The organism is Deferrisoma camini S3R1 (assembly GCF_000526155.1).
Classification (GTDB): Bacteria; Desulfobacterota; Deferrisomatia; order Deferrisomatales; family Deferrisomataceae; genus Deferrisoma; species Deferrisoma camini.
Map to the genome: position 1 here is coordinate 269,762 of NZ_JAFN01000001.1, position 14,607 is coordinate 284,368.

12 protein-coding genes are annotated in these 14,607 nt (G+C 65.1%); 3 read left to right on the plus strand and 9 right to left on the minus strand.

What is annotated here, in order from left to right; all coding sequences use genetic code 11:
* Positions 1–169 precede the first annotated feature (169 nt).
* From DEFCA_RS0101125 to DEFCA_RS20105, 5 genes are all read right to left on the minus strand, one after another.
* Entirely contained in the window at positions 170–2,644 is a 2,475-nt protein-coding gene (locus DEFCA_RS0101125; protein WP_084318594.1) for a motility associated factor glycosyltransferase family protein, read from the minus strand.
* 50 nt (positions 2,645–2,694) lie between these two features.
* On the minus strand, positions 2,695–3,900 hold the full coding sequence (locus tag DEFCA_RS0101130) for an N-acylneuraminate cytidylyltransferase (RefSeq protein WP_084318597.1): 1,206 nt from the start codon (positions 3,898–3,900) through the stop codon (positions 2,695–2,697).
* The gene (locus tag DEFCA_RS21185) at positions 3,897–4,808 is read right to left on the minus strand and encodes an N-acetylneuraminate synthase family protein (protein WP_084318599.1); all 912 of its coding nucleotides are present in this window, start codon (positions 4,806–4,808) and stop codon (positions 3,897–3,899) included. Before DEFCA_RS21185 ends, DEFCA_RS0101130 begins: the two co-directional genes overlap by 4 nt.
* Positions 4,809–4,839: 31 nt before the next feature.
* Complete coding sequence (locus tag DEFCA_RS21190; protein WP_084318601.1) at positions 4,840–5,727, minus strand: class I SAM-dependent methyltransferase; 888 nt, start codon at positions 5,725–5,727, stop codon at positions 4,840–4,842.
* A gap of 604 nt (positions 5,728–6,331) precedes the next feature.
* Positions 6,332–6,946 (minus strand): coiled-coil domain-containing protein, encoded by a 615-nt coding sequence (locus tag DEFCA_RS20105; protein ID WP_025321214.1) that lies wholly within the window; start codon positions 6,944–6,946, stop codon positions 6,332–6,334.
* Between the two features lie 157 nt (positions 6,947–7,103).
* Here DEFCA_RS20105 and DEFCA_RS0101140 point away from each other — a divergent pair, with 157 nt between their 5' ends.
* A complete protein-coding gene (locus DEFCA_RS0101140; protein WP_025321215.1) occupies positions 7,104–8,018 on the plus strand; it encodes a tetratricopeptide repeat protein in 915 nt (304 codons plus the stop codon).
* Positions 8,019–8,067: 49 nt separating this feature from the next.
* Here the strand turns inward: DEFCA_RS0101140 and DEFCA_RS0101145 are convergent, their stop codons facing one another.
* The 3 genes from DEFCA_RS0101145 to DEFCA_RS0101155 all read right to left on the minus strand — a co-directional run bounded on the left by DEFCA_RS0101145 (position 8,068) and on the right by DEFCA_RS0101155 (position 11,626).
* Positions 8,068–8,532, minus strand: coding sequence for a 4Fe-4S dicluster domain-containing protein (locus tag DEFCA_RS0101145; protein ID WP_025321216.1), 465 nt, complete (start codon positions 8,530–8,532; stop codon positions 8,068–8,070).
* The gene (locus DEFCA_RS0101150) at positions 8,529–10,694 is read right to left on the minus strand and encodes a molybdopterin-containing oxidoreductase family protein (RefSeq protein ID WP_025321217.1); all 2,166 of its coding nucleotides are present in this window, start codon (positions 10,692–10,694) and stop codon (positions 8,529–8,531) included. The genes DEFCA_RS0101145 and DEFCA_RS0101150 overlap by 4 nt, the downstream gene beginning before the upstream one ends.
* A gap of 113 nt (positions 10,695–10,807) precedes the next feature.
* Complete coding sequence (locus DEFCA_RS0101155) at positions 10,808–11,626, minus strand: IclR family transcriptional regulator (RefSeq protein ID WP_025321218.1); 819 nt, start codon at positions 11,624–11,626, stop codon at positions 10,808–10,810.
* 175 nt (positions 11,627–11,801) lie between these two features.
* Between DEFCA_RS0101155 and DEFCA_RS0101160 the strand changes: the two genes are divergently transcribed.
* Both DEFCA_RS0101160 and DEFCA_RS0101165 read left to right on the plus strand, forming a co-directional pair.
* Positions 11,802–12,842 carry a methyltransferase gene (locus DEFCA_RS0101160; RefSeq protein ID WP_169709395.1) on the plus strand — a complete coding sequence of 347 codons (1,041 nt, stop codon included), beginning with the start codon at positions 11,802–11,804 and terminating at the stop codon, positions 12,840–12,842.
* A gap of 3 nt (positions 12,843–12,845) precedes the next feature.
* Complete coding sequence (locus tag DEFCA_RS0101165) at positions 12,846–13,961, plus strand: oxidoreductase (RefSeq protein ID WP_025321220.1); 1,116 nt, start codon at positions 12,846–12,848, stop codon at positions 13,959–13,961.
* Between the two features lie 136 nt (positions 13,962–14,097).
* Here the strand turns inward: DEFCA_RS0101165 and DEFCA_RS0101170 are convergent, their stop codons facing one another.
* Entirely contained in the window at positions 14,098–14,499 is a 402-nt protein-coding gene (locus DEFCA_RS0101170; RefSeq protein ID WP_025321221.1) for a hypothetical protein, read from the minus strand.
* Positions 14,500–14,607 lie beyond the last annotated feature (108 nt).

The window sequence follows — 14,607 nt, forward strand, 5'->3', positions numbered from 1 at the left end:
TGGGAGTCCCTCGGCCCCTCCCGCGGGCCGTCTGCTTCGTTCTTTCCCTCGTTTTTGTCCTCTGGGTTGCCTCCTTTCCCCCTTGCGGGGTGCGGGGCCGGGCCCTCCGTTGCCCGGCGGAGTTTTTCTTCCGTCTGCCCGGTCGAATCGGCAGGTTACGCCCTCATCTTTAGCCCTCCGGAAAATTTTTCGCGTTTTCCTCCAGGCGGCGCAACCCCTCACTGGCTCGGGCGTTCCCAGGTGCGAGCCCGAGGGCCTGCACGAAAGCGTCACGGGCCCCACCGGTTTCGCCGAGTGCTTCCTGGGCCTCGCCGGCGAGGCACCAAAGGAGCGGATCGCGGGGTGTCCGTTCCAAAAGGTCCACGAGGGCTTTGAGGGCGAGGCCCGGGTGTCCGGCCCGGATCATCGTGGTGGCGAGCTCCGGCGCATCGGGGCCGCCCTCGGTGCACAGCGGGTACAAAAGTTCCGCGGCTTCCCTAGTTGCTCCACGGGCCAGTAGGAGTTTCGCCAGGCGCCGCTTGGCCTCTCGTCGAACCGGGACGTACTCGGTGGCGGAGGCTTGTTGGTAGTAGGAAACCGCAGCGTCACCATCTTCCCGGAGTTCCGCTTCGAGCCCGGCGGCGAGGGTGTCGATCGCGGCCGCCTCGACTTCGGGGCGTTGGCTGAGCGCCTCTCGGACCCGTTTCAGGGCCGCCGCGTTGCGATGGCGAAAGGCGTCCTGGGCCCGGCCCAGGGCCTCCCCGGCGTCGAAGTTCCCCTGGGGACTCACCTCTCGATCGCAGAGGGCCTCACGGCACGCCTCTTCCAGTTTGCTCCGCAGGGGTTCCCCCAGTTCCCCTAGCACCCGCTGGCGGGTGGACGGATCGACGCAGTGCAACCGTAAAGGTTCTTTGCGCTCGAGCCATCCACGCACGAGCCGCTCGGGACAGGCCCGAGGGTCGAGCTCGAGGAGGCGGTGTTGTGCCTTGTCGCGGGCGATCCTGAGCATCCGCTCCAGATGAGGCACGGTGGCCATGTAAGCTTGGAGCAGTTGTTTGTCGTGTCGGATTTTCCCCTTGAGGTCGTCCGCCACCTTCTTGGTGTCGAAATAGGCGTAGAACAGATCGGGGAACAGCCGTTGGAGGCTGTCCAGGATGGGGCCGTGCCTTTTTTGGAGCTTCGTGCACAGCCCCCCGAACTCCTTTGCGACCTTGCCTCGTTTGGCGGCGGACGCCCCGGCGTACTCGCGGATCGTCCTCTCCCCCCGATGGGCCATGCGCCGGATGTTGCGGCACTGCTCGATGAGTTCTTCGAGTTCCGCCACCAATGTTTGGAGTTGATTCTTGCGTTGTCCCGGTGTGGGGGGAGGAAGGGCGGTGGCAACCCGTTCCGCCGCGGGTGCGCCACCTTGGGGAAGTTGGGCCTTTTCGGGGGGCACGAACGAAACCCCCGGGACTTTCGCGGCTCGGGCGGCCAGGTTCGCAACCTCGCTCCCCGCTTCGCGGGCGACCGTGGCAAGTTTCTCCAGCGAAGCAATCCCGGCCAGAAACGCGTAGTCGGTCTCCGCCTCCTCCCCGCCATAGGTCTGTACGGTTTTCACGTCTCTGCGGGTGGCGGAAACCTCGGCCTTTCCCGAACTTGCCGACTCATGAACCTTCCCCGCGGGGCCGTAGCAGAGGTCGACGCCTGCCAAATAGATCCGGCGGAATCCCATGCGGATGGCTGCCCAAAGGGCCAGATGAGCCACCGTGGGGCCGTAGTTGAGGTCTTTCCGCGGTTCCCATGGTAGTCGCGGTCCCGCGAAAAATTTTCGCCCCCGCCACTGAGATATAAGCCTCGGGTAGGCGTGGGTTTCGTAGATGAGAACGCGGTCCTCCGGGTAAACAAGCATCTCCTTACTGATGTCGTAACTTGCCGGTTTGGGATCGATGGTGGCCACGATGTCGGGGAGGATCCCCTCATCCCCCAGTCGCTTTGCGATCCTCGAAACCGCGAACAAGGTGAAGCGCGGCCTGTTTTCCTGCACCCAGGGAAGAAGTTCGTCGAGGCTTGGCCCCGCCCCCAAAATAACGGCCGTTTCGCCCTCGAAAAGCCCGTCGAGTCGGTCCAAGGGAAGTTCGTGATCGGCAAGATTGCCCAACCGGGCCAGGATAAATGGCGCGTGGGCCGACGTGAGCAAAATGTTGAACCGCGCCATATCCAGGTGCTCGCGGAGTTTTTGCAACAACAGAGCGTGCGCGGTGTTCTCGCGTGTGGCGCAGACGGAGGGCACGAGGAAGACCGCGTTCCGGTAAAAGTGGTGCCGCACGTCGACGCGCTTCAACGTCTCCGGTAACTCCGAAAGCGTGCACAGGGCCAGGTTCTCTGCGCTTTCCGCGTGTTGTTCGAAGGGCACGAAGGGGGCGAGTTCGTCGGTCTCGACGAAAACGTAGAAAGAATCGTTGTCGGCGAAGTTCCGGGCGATATGGCGAATCAAGAGCCCTGAATCGGTGCCGCAGAGTACGAAAATGGCATTTTTCTGAGACAACAGCCGGTCATATTGGCGTTTGTATATCTCACTGGCTGGCTCGTCTTTAAAATCCGGCCCGTTGATATGGGTGAAATATTCATCTCCCCAGGTGTTTCTGGTTGAGTGGAAGAGAGGTTGCTCGGAGTTCCCGTTCATCTTTCACCGCCGTTGGAGTTCCATCTGGGGGTGTGGTTGGAAATGGTGCGTCACGGAAGCGCTCGGATGTTCATTCTTTCTACCCGATTTTCGCGCGCTTCGATCAATGTATCGCAGACATCCCGCACGGCGCCCGCCCCCCCGGGGAATGTCGAAACGTAGTCCACCGTCGCACGGACGTCAGAAACGGCGTCGGCAGGGCAGGCGCCGAATCCAACCCGTTCCAAACAGGGCAGGTCGTTCAGGTCGTCTCCGATGTACGCAACTTCTTCCAGCGATAGGCCGAGTTCCGCCGCTAGTGATTCTAACACCGGGAGCTTCTCCCGTATGCCCAAGTGGCATCGCGTGATACCCAGTTTCCGTGCCCTCGCAGCCACAATAGGGCTCTTTTCCGAGGTGATAATGGCTACTTCGATTCCGCTTCGGCGAACGCGCTCGAGCCCCATGGCATCTCTCGTGTTGAACTTTTTCAGCGTGTCCCCCTGGGCGCTCCAATACATGCCGGCGTCGGTGAGCGTACCGTCCACGTCGACGACCAGTAGGCCCACGCGGCCGATGCGCGCCGGAAGTATCTTCCGCCGGAGTAGGCTTTCCACTTTGGCCCAATCCTCTGGTTCGTCCAACTCCACGGCAGTTTCCGGCGGCATTTCGAAAACGAGGATCTTGCCGCCCAAGCGGCAACGTTCCGAAAGGAGCAACTCCCGTCGGGTATAATAGAAAGCCCCGTTTTCCATGACCGTGCCCCGAAATTGTTGCCGCATGGGGCGGTTTGCGGGGTTGTAGTTCAGCGGGGTGCCATCCGAAGTCCAGAAAAACCGCCTCACTCGGACGCCCGTCACAACGGAATCATAGTTTCCGTCCACCATCCGGCGAAATGCGTTGGCCAGATCCTTGCCTGTCGTAAGCGGGCTCGTCGCCTGGATCGTTGCAAGGTGGCTGAATTCGAAATGGTCGGCTGCATGGAGCATAACGGCCTCCGTGCTGGCCGTGTCAGTGGCCAACTCGGCAGGGCGCCGCAGAATACGGGTGTCCGGCGAGTGTTGGGCCACGACGGAGGCGATTTCCTCCGAATCCGTCGAGACGACCACCTCGGCAAAGATCCCGGCCGCATGGGCGGCTTCGAGTACCCACGCACAGAGCGGCCGACCCGCGATCGGTTTGATGTTCTTGCCGGGGATCCCCTTCGAACCTCCTCGGAGTGGAACTAGGGCGATCGCTCTCGGCACCTGGGAACCCAAGGGAGGTTGCAAACTCATAGGTTCACCGCCTCCGGTTCGGCTTGTGCTGCGGCTTCGTCCAAGAGTTCTCGTGTTTTGAGCTTTCTCCGCTGGACCCACTCGACGGGTAGAATCTCTTCTCTCTTGTACGCCAGGGCCTTGGACACATTTCTGAGGTCTCGAGCGAGCCGACGTAACCCGTCAGGTTCCAGACTAGCCGCATGGTCGGTGCCTTTCCAGGTTCTGTTCAATGTAAAGTGGCGCTCGAAGAACTCGGCTCCCACTGCCAGACCCGCGACGTCTGCGGCAATCCCAAGGTGGTGACCAGAGAAGCCGATCGCATGTACCGAAGATCCATAGGTGTCTTTTAGTCTTTTGATTTCCAGTAGGCAAACGTCTTCAAAATCGACTGGATATCCTGAAGTGCAGGCGTAGAGCACAACATCTTTCAGCCTCCCTGCCTTGTCAAATAGATTTACAATAAACTCCTCCTCTTTTCTGGTAGTCATACCTAAAGAGATATGGATTTGTCCGTCAAAATTGTCAATAAGCCAGCTCAGCATGCGGAAATCCGTATTTGATGCGGATGGGATCTTTATCCACTTTGGTTTCAAGCCGGCAATTTCCTTTGCCGAGGTCAATTCCCATGCAGAGCACGAGTATTCGATGCCCTCGGCTAGGCAAGTCTCATAGAGTTCCATGTGTTGATCAATATTGAATTCCAGAAACTCCCGGTGCTCCCCGTAAGTTTTTCCGTATGAGTTGTGTGGCACCGGATGCGGAGCCATGTATTGTTGAGCTGTCAATAGTTCCTTCACGCATCGTTTCTGGAATTTTACGGCATCCGCTTCACAAAAATTCGCAGCGGTCTTGATCATCTTTTTTGCTATCTCGATGTCGCCCATGTGGTTGCAACCCACTTCAGCTATAATGATTGGTTTGATCATTTTTGACCTCCTATTCCTTTATGCGTGTAGGTCATGAGTTCGTCGCCGTGGCAATAAGAGAGTCGGTCTTGTCAAGTCGTGCAAGCAAGTTTGCATACGCAGAATCTAACATCGTGTCTCGCATAAAATGCCAAGTGGCGTGTCCCCCCGGCCCCCCCTTTGCGAGCCAGTGCAAGTGGTTTGCTAATGGGTAGCGTTGATGACCCTCTATTACTATGGAGGAAAAACCGGCCGCCTCAATGAATCTATAAAGACTGGTGCGTGTGTGCAATATCAGGTGCTCGCTCCAGAAGGTAAATTTTTTGAAGTCCTCCAAATCAAAAAAAGATATAAGGATATCGTTGGCGTGTGGAACCTCAATGATTAAGTGTCCTCCAGTGTTCATGTGTTTTTTTATGTTTTTAAGGAAGTGTATCGGGTTGTTGATGTGTTCGAAGACGTGGAAAAGGGTGACCACGTCGAATCGTTTCTGTGCTGGGATTTCGCTTAAAGATGAGTAGACTTCGTACCCTGCGGCTCGTAATGCTGTCATTGCAGGGCGTTGAGGTTCGATGGCGACGGTTTCTGAGGCCAAAGGAGAAAATCGGTCTAAAACCCCTCCGGCACCAGCCCCAATATCCAACCAGGTTTTCCCAGAAATGATGCTTCGGAATTTATGGAATCTGGTTTCCGTGTCCTCGTATGTCGCCGAGACTGCGAGTCGCCTGCTGTTTGTGCCCCAATATTCAAAATCGTTTTTGTTTAAATAATGGACTTCGTTGATATGATCTGCCCTAGATAGTACTATTGCCCCAGATTGTATGCACTTCTGTACGGAAATGTCATCTCTGTCACGCACGGTGGGGAAGAGATCCCGAAAGCTGTCCTTGCCGCTGATGCCGAGTTCTATTAATAGCCTTTTGATGGGGTGCGAGTTCATGGCATTCCCTCAGACTAACTTGGAAAGAAGAGTCGCAGGCAAACGGGTATATTCGCCGTTTGTTCCCGCCGCCATGTCCATCGTACTGGCCCCAGGTGCTCCAACCAATCTGCCCCAATGGGTTTCCTTGGGGGGCAAGTTCCCCTGGGCCGGTGCTCGCACGGTCCAAGGCTGAGTTCGTTTCTCAACGGGGACAAACGGCGAATGCGCCCCTCGTCCCTGTGGGTAGTCTATTCTGGGAGGTGGCCGTCCTGCCATATTTTGATCGGTATATGTAGAAAAAGACTTTACCTCTGCCTCCATGCAACCGCGTGGATGACTCAGTCGACTTGGGTGGAAATCAAGATCCGTGCCAGGGGGCGCGTAGCGGGGGGAGGGCACAGGGATGGGGAAAGAAGGGAAAGCCCTCTCCCGGGGGCTCGTACTTGGGGGGTATATCTGCACCTCCCCCGGGGCCGAAATCTCCCCAGGGGGTAAAGAGGGGGGGGGCCCAAGAGGGACCCGGCTTCGGCATGGGTGACCGGTGCCGGCTGATCCGTGAGGTTTGACGCCCATCACCCGTCACGGGTCACTCGTCACCGAAGTTGCCACCCGTCACGGCATTTTACGGCAGCAGCTTGATGAGGCTTACGATGACGGCGGCCTGGGCCACGAGAAGCCCCGTGACCCAACGGATGGTGGACCAGCGAACGTTCTCGATGCGCTCGCTCAGGTCCGTGCGGACCCTTTCGATCTCCACGCGGTTTCGTTCGATCTTCTCAACCAGCTCGGCCCGGACCTTCTGGATCTCGAGGCGGTTTTGATCGATTTTCTCGGAGAGTTCTGCACGGATGTGCTCGATCCTTTCGGAGAGCTCGGCCCGAACCTTTTGGATCTCGAGGCGGTTTCGCTCGATCTTCTCGGAGAATTCAGCACGGTTCTGCTCGATCTTCTCTGAGAGTTCGGCCCGGATGTGCTCGATTCTCTCGGAGAGGTCGGCGCGCAGTTGTTCAACGCGTTCCGTGTGCTCGATGCGGGCGTGCTCGATCCTCTCGGTCAGATCCGCCCGGAGTTGTTCGATCTCCTTCTGGAGCGCGAGTTTGGTGGTCTCCAGTTGGTCCGAGGTGGCCACGTTGCCGGGGATCCGGCGCTCCAAACGGTCGAAGGCCTCGGCCAATACCCTGGCCTTGTGCTCGCCGTCGTCCTTGAAGGCCTGATAGACGTCGAGGGCGATGGACATCGGATCCTCACGGGATATCCAGGAGTCGTTTCGACATGTTAGCGGGGAGCAGGAAGATGCGCAAGCGGGAGGAGGACCGGAAGGGTTGAGCCCTGGGAAGACAGGACGATAGCATGGCGCTATCGTTCGGACGGCATCGCGAGCGGGGGAGATTCCCGTGGATCAGCTCGATTTGTTCCGAGACGCTCCCAGGTACTACATCACGGCGGTGGAGCGGCTGGGCCGCCTGGATTGGGAAGGGGTGGAGCAGGCTCTGGACGCCCATGCCCGGGTCTTTCCGAGGGGGCCGGACCCCGAGCCGGTCAGACGGGCGGCCCGGTGGCTGCGGGATGCGGTGCCGCCTTTGGAGGTGCCCCGGCGCGGCGCGGATGCCCTGCAGGTGTGCAGAACGCTTCTCGAGGGACGCGTGCCGGATGCGTTCCTCCGGGAGAAACCGGATCTGCGTCGTCGTGTGGCGCGCACCGTGGCTTCTCTCTTTCTGCGGTCGGCACGAGCGGCCGGAATCCCGTTGTCGGAGCCCCTCGGCCAGGGGCTTCCGTGGGGGGTGTTCGGCCTTTGGACCGGGAGGGTGGACGAGGCTCGGGTGGCGTTGGAAGGGGCGGTTCGCGGCGACCCAGGGGCGGGTCTCGCCTGGCTGGCCCTGGGGGATGCGCTGACCCTTCAGGGCAGCGCGCCGGCCGCCCGGGCCGCCTATCGGGAGGGGTTCGGTCTGTTGCCCTGCGAGGACGGATGGCCCCTGGCAGATCCCCTTGTCGTCCGGGCCCGGGACGAGCTGCGGACCGAGGCGGTGTGGAGCGGTTCCTGGTGGGCCGTGGGTGCCTACGAGGAAGGGGTGTTTCCTCGGTATGCCCGCCTCACGCCCCAGGAGATCCAGGCCCGCGGCGAGCGTTTTTTCCGCCTGTGCCGGGAGGGTCGGCACCCTGAGGCGTTTTTTCAGGGGCTCGCGATCTCGGAGCGGAGTGCGTCCGTGGGCGTGGATTTGTGCGCGACGGTGCGCCGGAAAATGAGAAGCATGAACCCGCAGGTATTTTCCCTGCATATGGAACGGATCCGGCGGGGGGATGCGTCCTGACCGCACCGGGGTCGCCTGCGGACGGGGGCGTGCCTGCTTCGTCGCCGCCTCAGCGGTCGGGAGGGACCCCGGGCCCTTCCAGCCGGATGCACCGGGCCAGGCACACGCTGCCGGCGCAGGCCGGCTCAAGGCCCGCGTCCAGCCGGTGGTGGCACAGGTTGCACTTGACGGCCACGTTCCGGTGGGGGTCGAAGTCCACCGCCTCGTAGGGGCAGGCCTCCTCGCAGGCCCGACACCCGGTGCAGCGCTCCTCGTCCAGGACCACGACCCCGTCGGACCGCTGCGCGATCGCGCCCTCCGGGCAGGCCGCCGCGCACGCCGGGTCGTCGCAGTGGAGGCAGCGCGCCACCGTGAACCGGAACTCCCACCGGTCGCCGACCCGACGGGGGCCCTCCTCGAGCACCCGGATTCGCTTCACCCCGAACGGGGCCGGGTTCTCCTGTTTGCACGCGGCCTCGCACGCCTTGCAGCCCCAGCATCGCTCCTGGTCCACCGCCAGCCGAAACCGGTTCACGGCCGCCCTCCTTCCTCCGCCCGGGCCGGGGCGATGCGGCACAGCAGGGTGCGCACGGGCGTGGCCCCCATGGCGGGGTCGCAGGCCTCGTAGTCGTTGTCGGTGAGCCGGTTCACGTTGGCCTCGGCCCACCCGTGGTCGGGCTCGGGCCGCTCCGGGAACCACCACCCGTGCTGGGCCGCCACCACGTCCGGGGGCACCGCCTCGGTGAGCTTGGCCCGCTGCCGGCACCGGCCCCGGGGGGACTCGATCACCACCCAGTCCCCCTCCCGGATCCCCTCCCTGGCGGCGGTGTCGGGGTGGATCTCCACCTGGGGGTGAGGGTGAAGTTCCCTCATGCCGGGCAGTTGCCGGTTCTCGGTGTGGAAGAACCCCGGCAGCCGGGCCCCGGTGATCAGCACGTAGGGGTACTCCCGGGCCCGGTCCGGCGCGCTCACCGGGCTCTCTGGCGGCTCCCGGTACCGGGGCAGGGGGTCGTAGCCCCACTTCTCGAGCAGGGTGGAGTAGAGCTCGAACTTCCGGGTGGGGGTGGAGAACCCGCCGCTCCGGTACTTGCGGTAGCGCACCTCCCCGCGAACGTGCCCCATGCGCAGGAACTCCTGGAACGTCACGCCCATGGGCTCCAGGATGTGGTCCAAGGCCTGCTCGAACGAGCCCCACCAGTGCTCCCCCAGCCCCACCCGGTGGGCCAGGTCGTTGAGCATCTCGTGGTCCGAGCGGCACTCGCCCACCTGGATGGCCTTGCGCCGGGCCACCAGGTACCCGTGGCGCTTCCAGTAGTCGCCGATGTAGTCCATCTCGAGCCAGGTGGCCGCCGGCAGCACGATGTCGGCCAACTCGGCCGTGGGGGTGAGGAAGAAGTCGGCCACGGCCATGAACTCCACCGCCTCCAGGGCCCGGCGCACCTCGTCGGCGTTGGCCCGGGTCAGGAGGGGGTTGGAGCTGATGAAGAACAGCATCTTCACGGGGTAGGGCCGTTCGGTGAGCACGGCGTCCCACACCGCCTTGGGGTTGATGATGGCGAAGTGGTGGGCCAGCCGGAACCGGTCGCCGCCCAGGCGCTTGGCCCTCTGCTCGGGGGGCAGCATCCGGTGGGCCGAGAACTCGCTCACCGGCCGCACGGGCGGCGGACGGAACAGCACCTGCCCTCCGGGCACGTCGATGTTGCCGGTGATGGCCATCAGGGCCATGAGGGCCCGGTTGTTGTCGGCGCAGGTGTTCTGCTGCTCGATCGCCACCCCCCACTGGATGGCCGCGGGCTTGGTGGTGGCGAACAGGCGGGCCGCCTCCGCGATCTGCTCCCGGGGCACCCCGGTGATCCGCTCCACCCGGTCCACCGGGTACTCGCGCAGCCGCTCCACGAACGGCTTCCACCCGTGCACGTGGTTCTCCACGAACTCCCGATCGTACAGCGCCTCGTCCACGATCACCCGGGCCATGCCCAGGGCCAGGGCGGCGTCCGTGCCCGGCCGCAGCCGCAGCCACAGGTCGGCCCGGGCCGCGGCCCGGGTGAGGCGGGGGTCCACCACGATCAGCCGGGCTCCCGCGTCCAGGGCCCGGGAGAACGACTCGCCCTTGTACTCGTCGGGGTTCGAGATGACGATGTTGTTGCCCCAGAGCACCAGGCACCGGGGCCGGTTCTCGTAGTCCACCACGGGCACCCCGCCGCAGGTGATCAACCCCGTGGCGATGCGCGGTCCGTAGCAGAAGTGGCCGGCCGTGAGCACGTTGGGGGTGCCGAAGGTGTTGGCGAACCGGTAGATCACCGCCTCGTTCTCCCGGCCCGTGCCGTAGCCCAGCACCACCGACTCGGCGCCGTGGCGCTCCTTGTGCCGGAGCATCCGCTCGGCGATGGTGTCGAGCGCCTCGTCCCAGGAGATCCGCTCCCACCGGCCGCCGCCCTTGGGCCCCACCCGCCGCACCGGGTGGGTGAGCCGGTCCGGATGGTAGGCGAGCTGGATCGAGGCGATCCCCTTGCTGCAGACGGCGCCCCGGCTGATGGGGCAGTCCGGATCGCCCACGATCTTCTCGGCCCGTTCCCCCTTGCAGTAGACCAGGACCCCGCACCCGCCGTGGCACATGCGGCAGTGGGTGCGCACCACCCGGTCGTACCCGTACACCTCCATCTCCCGTTGCACCGAATGGGGCTCCGACCCACGCATGGCGTACCTCCTAGTCGCTGGAAGGCTCAAAGGCTAGAAAGCTGGAACGCTAGAAGGCTGGAAAGCGAAAGACCGACCGACCCACAGAACCCCCAACCCCCAGTCTCTAGTTTCTAGTTTCTAGTCTCTAGTCTCTGCCCCGCCCCATACACCCGCTCCAGGGTGGGGCCCAGCACCCGGCTCACCTCCCGGGCGGTCTCGGCCACGCGGGGGCCGTGGGCCTCGGCGCTCTCGGGTGGAAACGTGCCCACCACGATCACGCACCCGATCGGGGTCTCACCCGCCCCGAATACCGGGGCCGCCACGGCCGAGACCCCGGGATGCACCCGCCCTGGATCCACCGCGAAGCCCTTGCGGCAGCACTCGTCGAGCTCCGCCTCCAGCGCCGGCCGGTCCACCTCGTCCCGGGCCTGGGCGCCGTGGAAGTGGAGCACGGGGAGCTCGAGGATCCGCGAGCGCTCCTCGGGCGGCGCGAACGCCGTCAGCACCTTGCCGTGGGCGCCCCAGGTCAGGGGGTACCCGTGGCCCACCCGGATCGTCACCCCGATGCCGGCGGGCGCCTCGGCCTTGGCCACCACGAACACCCGCTCGGCCGCCCGCAGCCCCAGGAACGCCGACCCCCCGGTGGCCCGGGCCAGCGGCTCCAGGTACGGGCCGGCCACCGCGCGCAGCTCGGAGTGGTCGAGCACGCTTCGCGACAGGGGCAACAGACCCGGGCCCAGGGTGTAGGTCTTGGACGAGTCGTTCCGGAGAACCAGGCCGTGGGCCGCCAGCGTGTTCAGGATGGCCAATCCCTTGCTCTTGTGGATGCCCACCCGCTTGCACAGCTCGGTCAGGGGCAGGCCGGGGTGCTGGGCCAGGCAGAGCATCACGCGGACCGCCTGGTCCACGGCGGGCACGCGGCGCGTGTAGGAGGAGGAAGGAGGGCCCATGGCATGTTCTGTATAGAAAACAAGGTTATGGATATAGAACGAACCCAAAAATGCCCGAGCACGGCTCCGGAGTCAAGGGCCTGGTTGCCAGGGGGCTGGACCGCGGGTAGCATCCGGGAAGCCCCATCAGGCCCTTGCAGGGCCGGGCAACGGGGAGGGACGTGACGAGTGACGGGTGACGAGTGACCGACGACCGACGACCGTCGACCGGAAGACCGAAGTTACCGAGGAGCCCGTGCCCGAGCCGGCGTGGAACCGCACCGAAGGCTTCTACCGGGGAGAGGCCCCGAGCCTGTTCTGGGAGCTCACCGTGTGCCAGAGCCTGGCCGATCCGGCCGGCCCCTACGCGGCCGCCCTGGAGGAGCGGCAGCCCTACGGCGCCCTGGTGGCCCGGTACCTGCGGCAGGTCCTGGGGCCGGAACCGCCCGGCCACGTGGTGGAGGTGGGAGGCGGGTACGGCACCCTGATGGTCGGCCTGCGGAAGGCCTGGCCCCCCGGGCGGATCACCATGGTGGACCTGAGCCCCCGGTTCCTGGCCGAGCAGCGCCGGCGGCTGGGGGACGCGGTGCGGCTCGTGGAGGCCGACGCCTTGTCGTTTTTCCGGAAGGTCCGGGGGCCGGTGGATCTGGTCGTGGCCAACGAGATCGTGGGCGATCTGCCCACGGTGACCGACCTGCGCAGGGACGAGGTGCGGGTCGCCGCCCGGGGGGGAGAGGCCGATCCCCTCACCCGCCGGGTGGCAGACCGGGTGGCCCGGTACGGCATCGATCTATCGGACGCCCCCGAGGTGTTCGCGTTCAACCTGGGCGCGGTGGAGCTCCTGGAGGCCCTCGCGGGCAAGGCCCGGGCCGTGTTCCTGACCGAGCACAGCTCCGACGTGCGCCTGCCCGAGCGGTACCGGTTCCTGCCCCTGGACGCGGGAGACGGGTACCCCCGACGAGTCCCCCTCAAGGACCACGACGAGTACACGATCCGGTTCGACCACCTGGAGGCCGCGGCCCGGGCTCTGGGGTTCCGGGTGCGCCGGTTCCACCTGGCCGAGGTGGTGGGGCTTCGCGCCGACGAGGGGATCCGGTTCATGGCCCGCACCGGCGTGACGCTGTCCGAAACCGCGGAGGCGGTCTGCGAGTTCTGCCACCACATCGCCGAGTACCAGGGGCTGGTGCTCACCGAAGGGGAGCGGTGTGAGGCCCACAACCCCGAATCCAGGAGTTGACCCATGTACGCCGTGTTCGAACCCGTTTCGATCGGGCCCCTGAAGGCCCGGAACCGCGTCGTCCGCTCGGCCACCTGGCTGGGGCTGGCCGACCCAGGGGGCAGGGTCACCGACGAGCAGGTGGAGCGGTACCGAGAGCTCGGTCAAGGGGGCGCCGGGGTGGTGATCACCGGGTATGCCGCGGTGAGCCCCGAGGGACGCCAGGCCCCCCGGATGCTGGGCGCCTGGGACGACGGCCACGTGGAGGGGCTGGCCCGGCTCGCCCGGGCGATCCGGGAGGGCGGCGCCCTGGCCGGGGTGCAGCTCGTACACGCCGGGGGCCAGACCCGGTCCGCCTGGACCGGGGGGCTCGCTCCCGTCGCGCCCTCGTTCGTGGACCATCCCCAGTTCCCCGAGATGCCCCGGGAGATGTCGGCCGAGCAGATCGCCCGGGTGGTGGCCGACTTCGGCCGGGCCGCCCGCCGGATGCGCGAGGCCGGGTTCGACTTCGTCCAGCTCCACGCGGCCCACGGGTACCTGATCAACCAGTTCCTGTCGCCGGGCACCAACCAGCGCGCCGACGCCTACGGGGGCACGCTGCGGAACCGGTTCCGGTTCCTGGCCGAGGTGATGGCCGCGGTGCAGGCCACGGCCGGGCCGGACTTCCCCGTGGCCGTCAAGCTGAACGGATGCGACTTCGTACCCCAGGGTCTGGAGGAGGACGAGGCCGTGCAGGTGGCCGAGTGGCTGGCCCAGCGGGGCGTGGCGTTCGTCGAGGTGAGCGGCGGCACCCCCGCCTCGGGCGACCGGGGTCCGGCCCGGGCCGGCGTCAGGCCGGGGGAGGGCGAGGCGTACCTGCGCCACCTGGCCGCCGCGGTGAAACGGAGGGTGGGGTGTGCCGTGGCCACCGTGGGCGGGCTGCGGCGCATCGAGACCCTGGAGGACATCCTGATCGAGGGCACGGCCGACCTGTTCAGCCTGTCCCGGCCCCTGATCTGGGAGCCGGACCTGCCCGCCCGCTGGGCCTCGGGCGACCGGGCGCCGGCTCGGTGCGTGAGCTGCAACGGGTGCTTTGGGCCGGGGTGGAAGGGCGAGGGGGTGCGATGCGTCGTGAAGGAGGAGGAAGAAAAGGGGGGGTGAACCCATCCTGCAGCCTGGGACCCCGGGACGGGTTGGTCAAGGGTCATCGATCCGGCGGCGAAACAAGCGCGTCTTGTCGGTGCGGGAGGCAGGGGCCCTGGACCGGGGGAACGAGTGCCTTTGGCTCTCCGCCCTTTCAGCAAGCAGCGGTGTGGCCCCCCGGCCGGGATCGAAAGGGTACGTACAAGACGGAGCCGTCGGATGCCCGCTCCGCCCGCAGGAGCTCCATGTGCCGGAGGGTGGCGAAGGCCCGGTCCACCTCCCGCTCCCCGGCCCCCAAAAGCTTCGGTGCATCGTCCTTCTGCACCGCACCGCGCTCCTGCACCAGATCGTAGAGCCTCTTCTCGAGCCCCCGGAGGGCCCGGACCGCCTCGGCCCCGGATCCCATCGAACTCCGGGCATGGCGCACGGCCCAGGGGTCGCAGGCCTTGGCTGGCCTCATCTCGTCCATCAGGCAGTCCTCGCACAGCACCCGGGAGCCCTGCCGCACCGCATCCTCCGGGCTCACCTCCCGCCCGCATCGCGCACAGATCACCATCACGCCCTCCTTTCCCGCCTCCCCGCCGAGGGGGTCGGCCCGGCAGCAGGGAAGCGCACGTCTTCACCCCACGGGAACGTGCCGATTGCTCCAGCGGGTCTCAAGAGC

Coding starts and splice junctions, on each gene's coding strand:
- DEFCA_RS0101125 (WP_084318594.1), bottom strand. CDS start 2,644: ATGAACGGGAACTCCGAGCAACCTCTCTTCCACTCAACCAGAAACACC.
- DEFCA_RS0101130 (WP_084318597.1), bottom strand. CDS start 3,900: ATGAGTTTGCAACCTCCCTTGGGTTCCCAGGTGCCGAGAGCGATCGCC.
- DEFCA_RS21185 (WP_084318599.1), bottom strand. CDS start 4,808: ATGATCAAACCAATCATTATAGCTGAAGTGGGTTGCAACCACATGGGC.
- DEFCA_RS21190 (WP_084318601.1), bottom strand. CDS start 5,727: ATGAACTCGCACCCCATCAAAAGGCTATTAATAGAACTCGGCATCAGC.
- DEFCA_RS20105 (WP_025321214.1), bottom strand. CDS start 6,946: ATGTCCATCGCCCTCGACGTCTATCAGGCCTTCAAGGACGACGGCGAG.
- DEFCA_RS0101150 (WP_025321217.1), bottom strand. CDS start 10,694: ATGCGTGGGTCGGAGCCCCATTCGGTGCAACGGGAGATGGAGGTGTAC.
- DEFCA_RS0101155 (WP_025321218.1), bottom strand. CDS start 11,626: ATGGGCCCTCCTTCCTCCTCCTACACGCGCCGCGTGCCCGCCGTGGAC.
- DEFCA_RS0101165 (WP_025321220.1), top strand. CDS start 12,846: ATGTACGCCGTGTTCGAACCCGTTTCGATCGGGCCCCTGAAGGCCCGG.
- DEFCA_RS0101170 (WP_025321221.1), bottom strand. CDS start 14,499: ATGGTGATCTGTGCGCGATGCGGGCGGGAGGTGAGCCCGGAGGATGCG.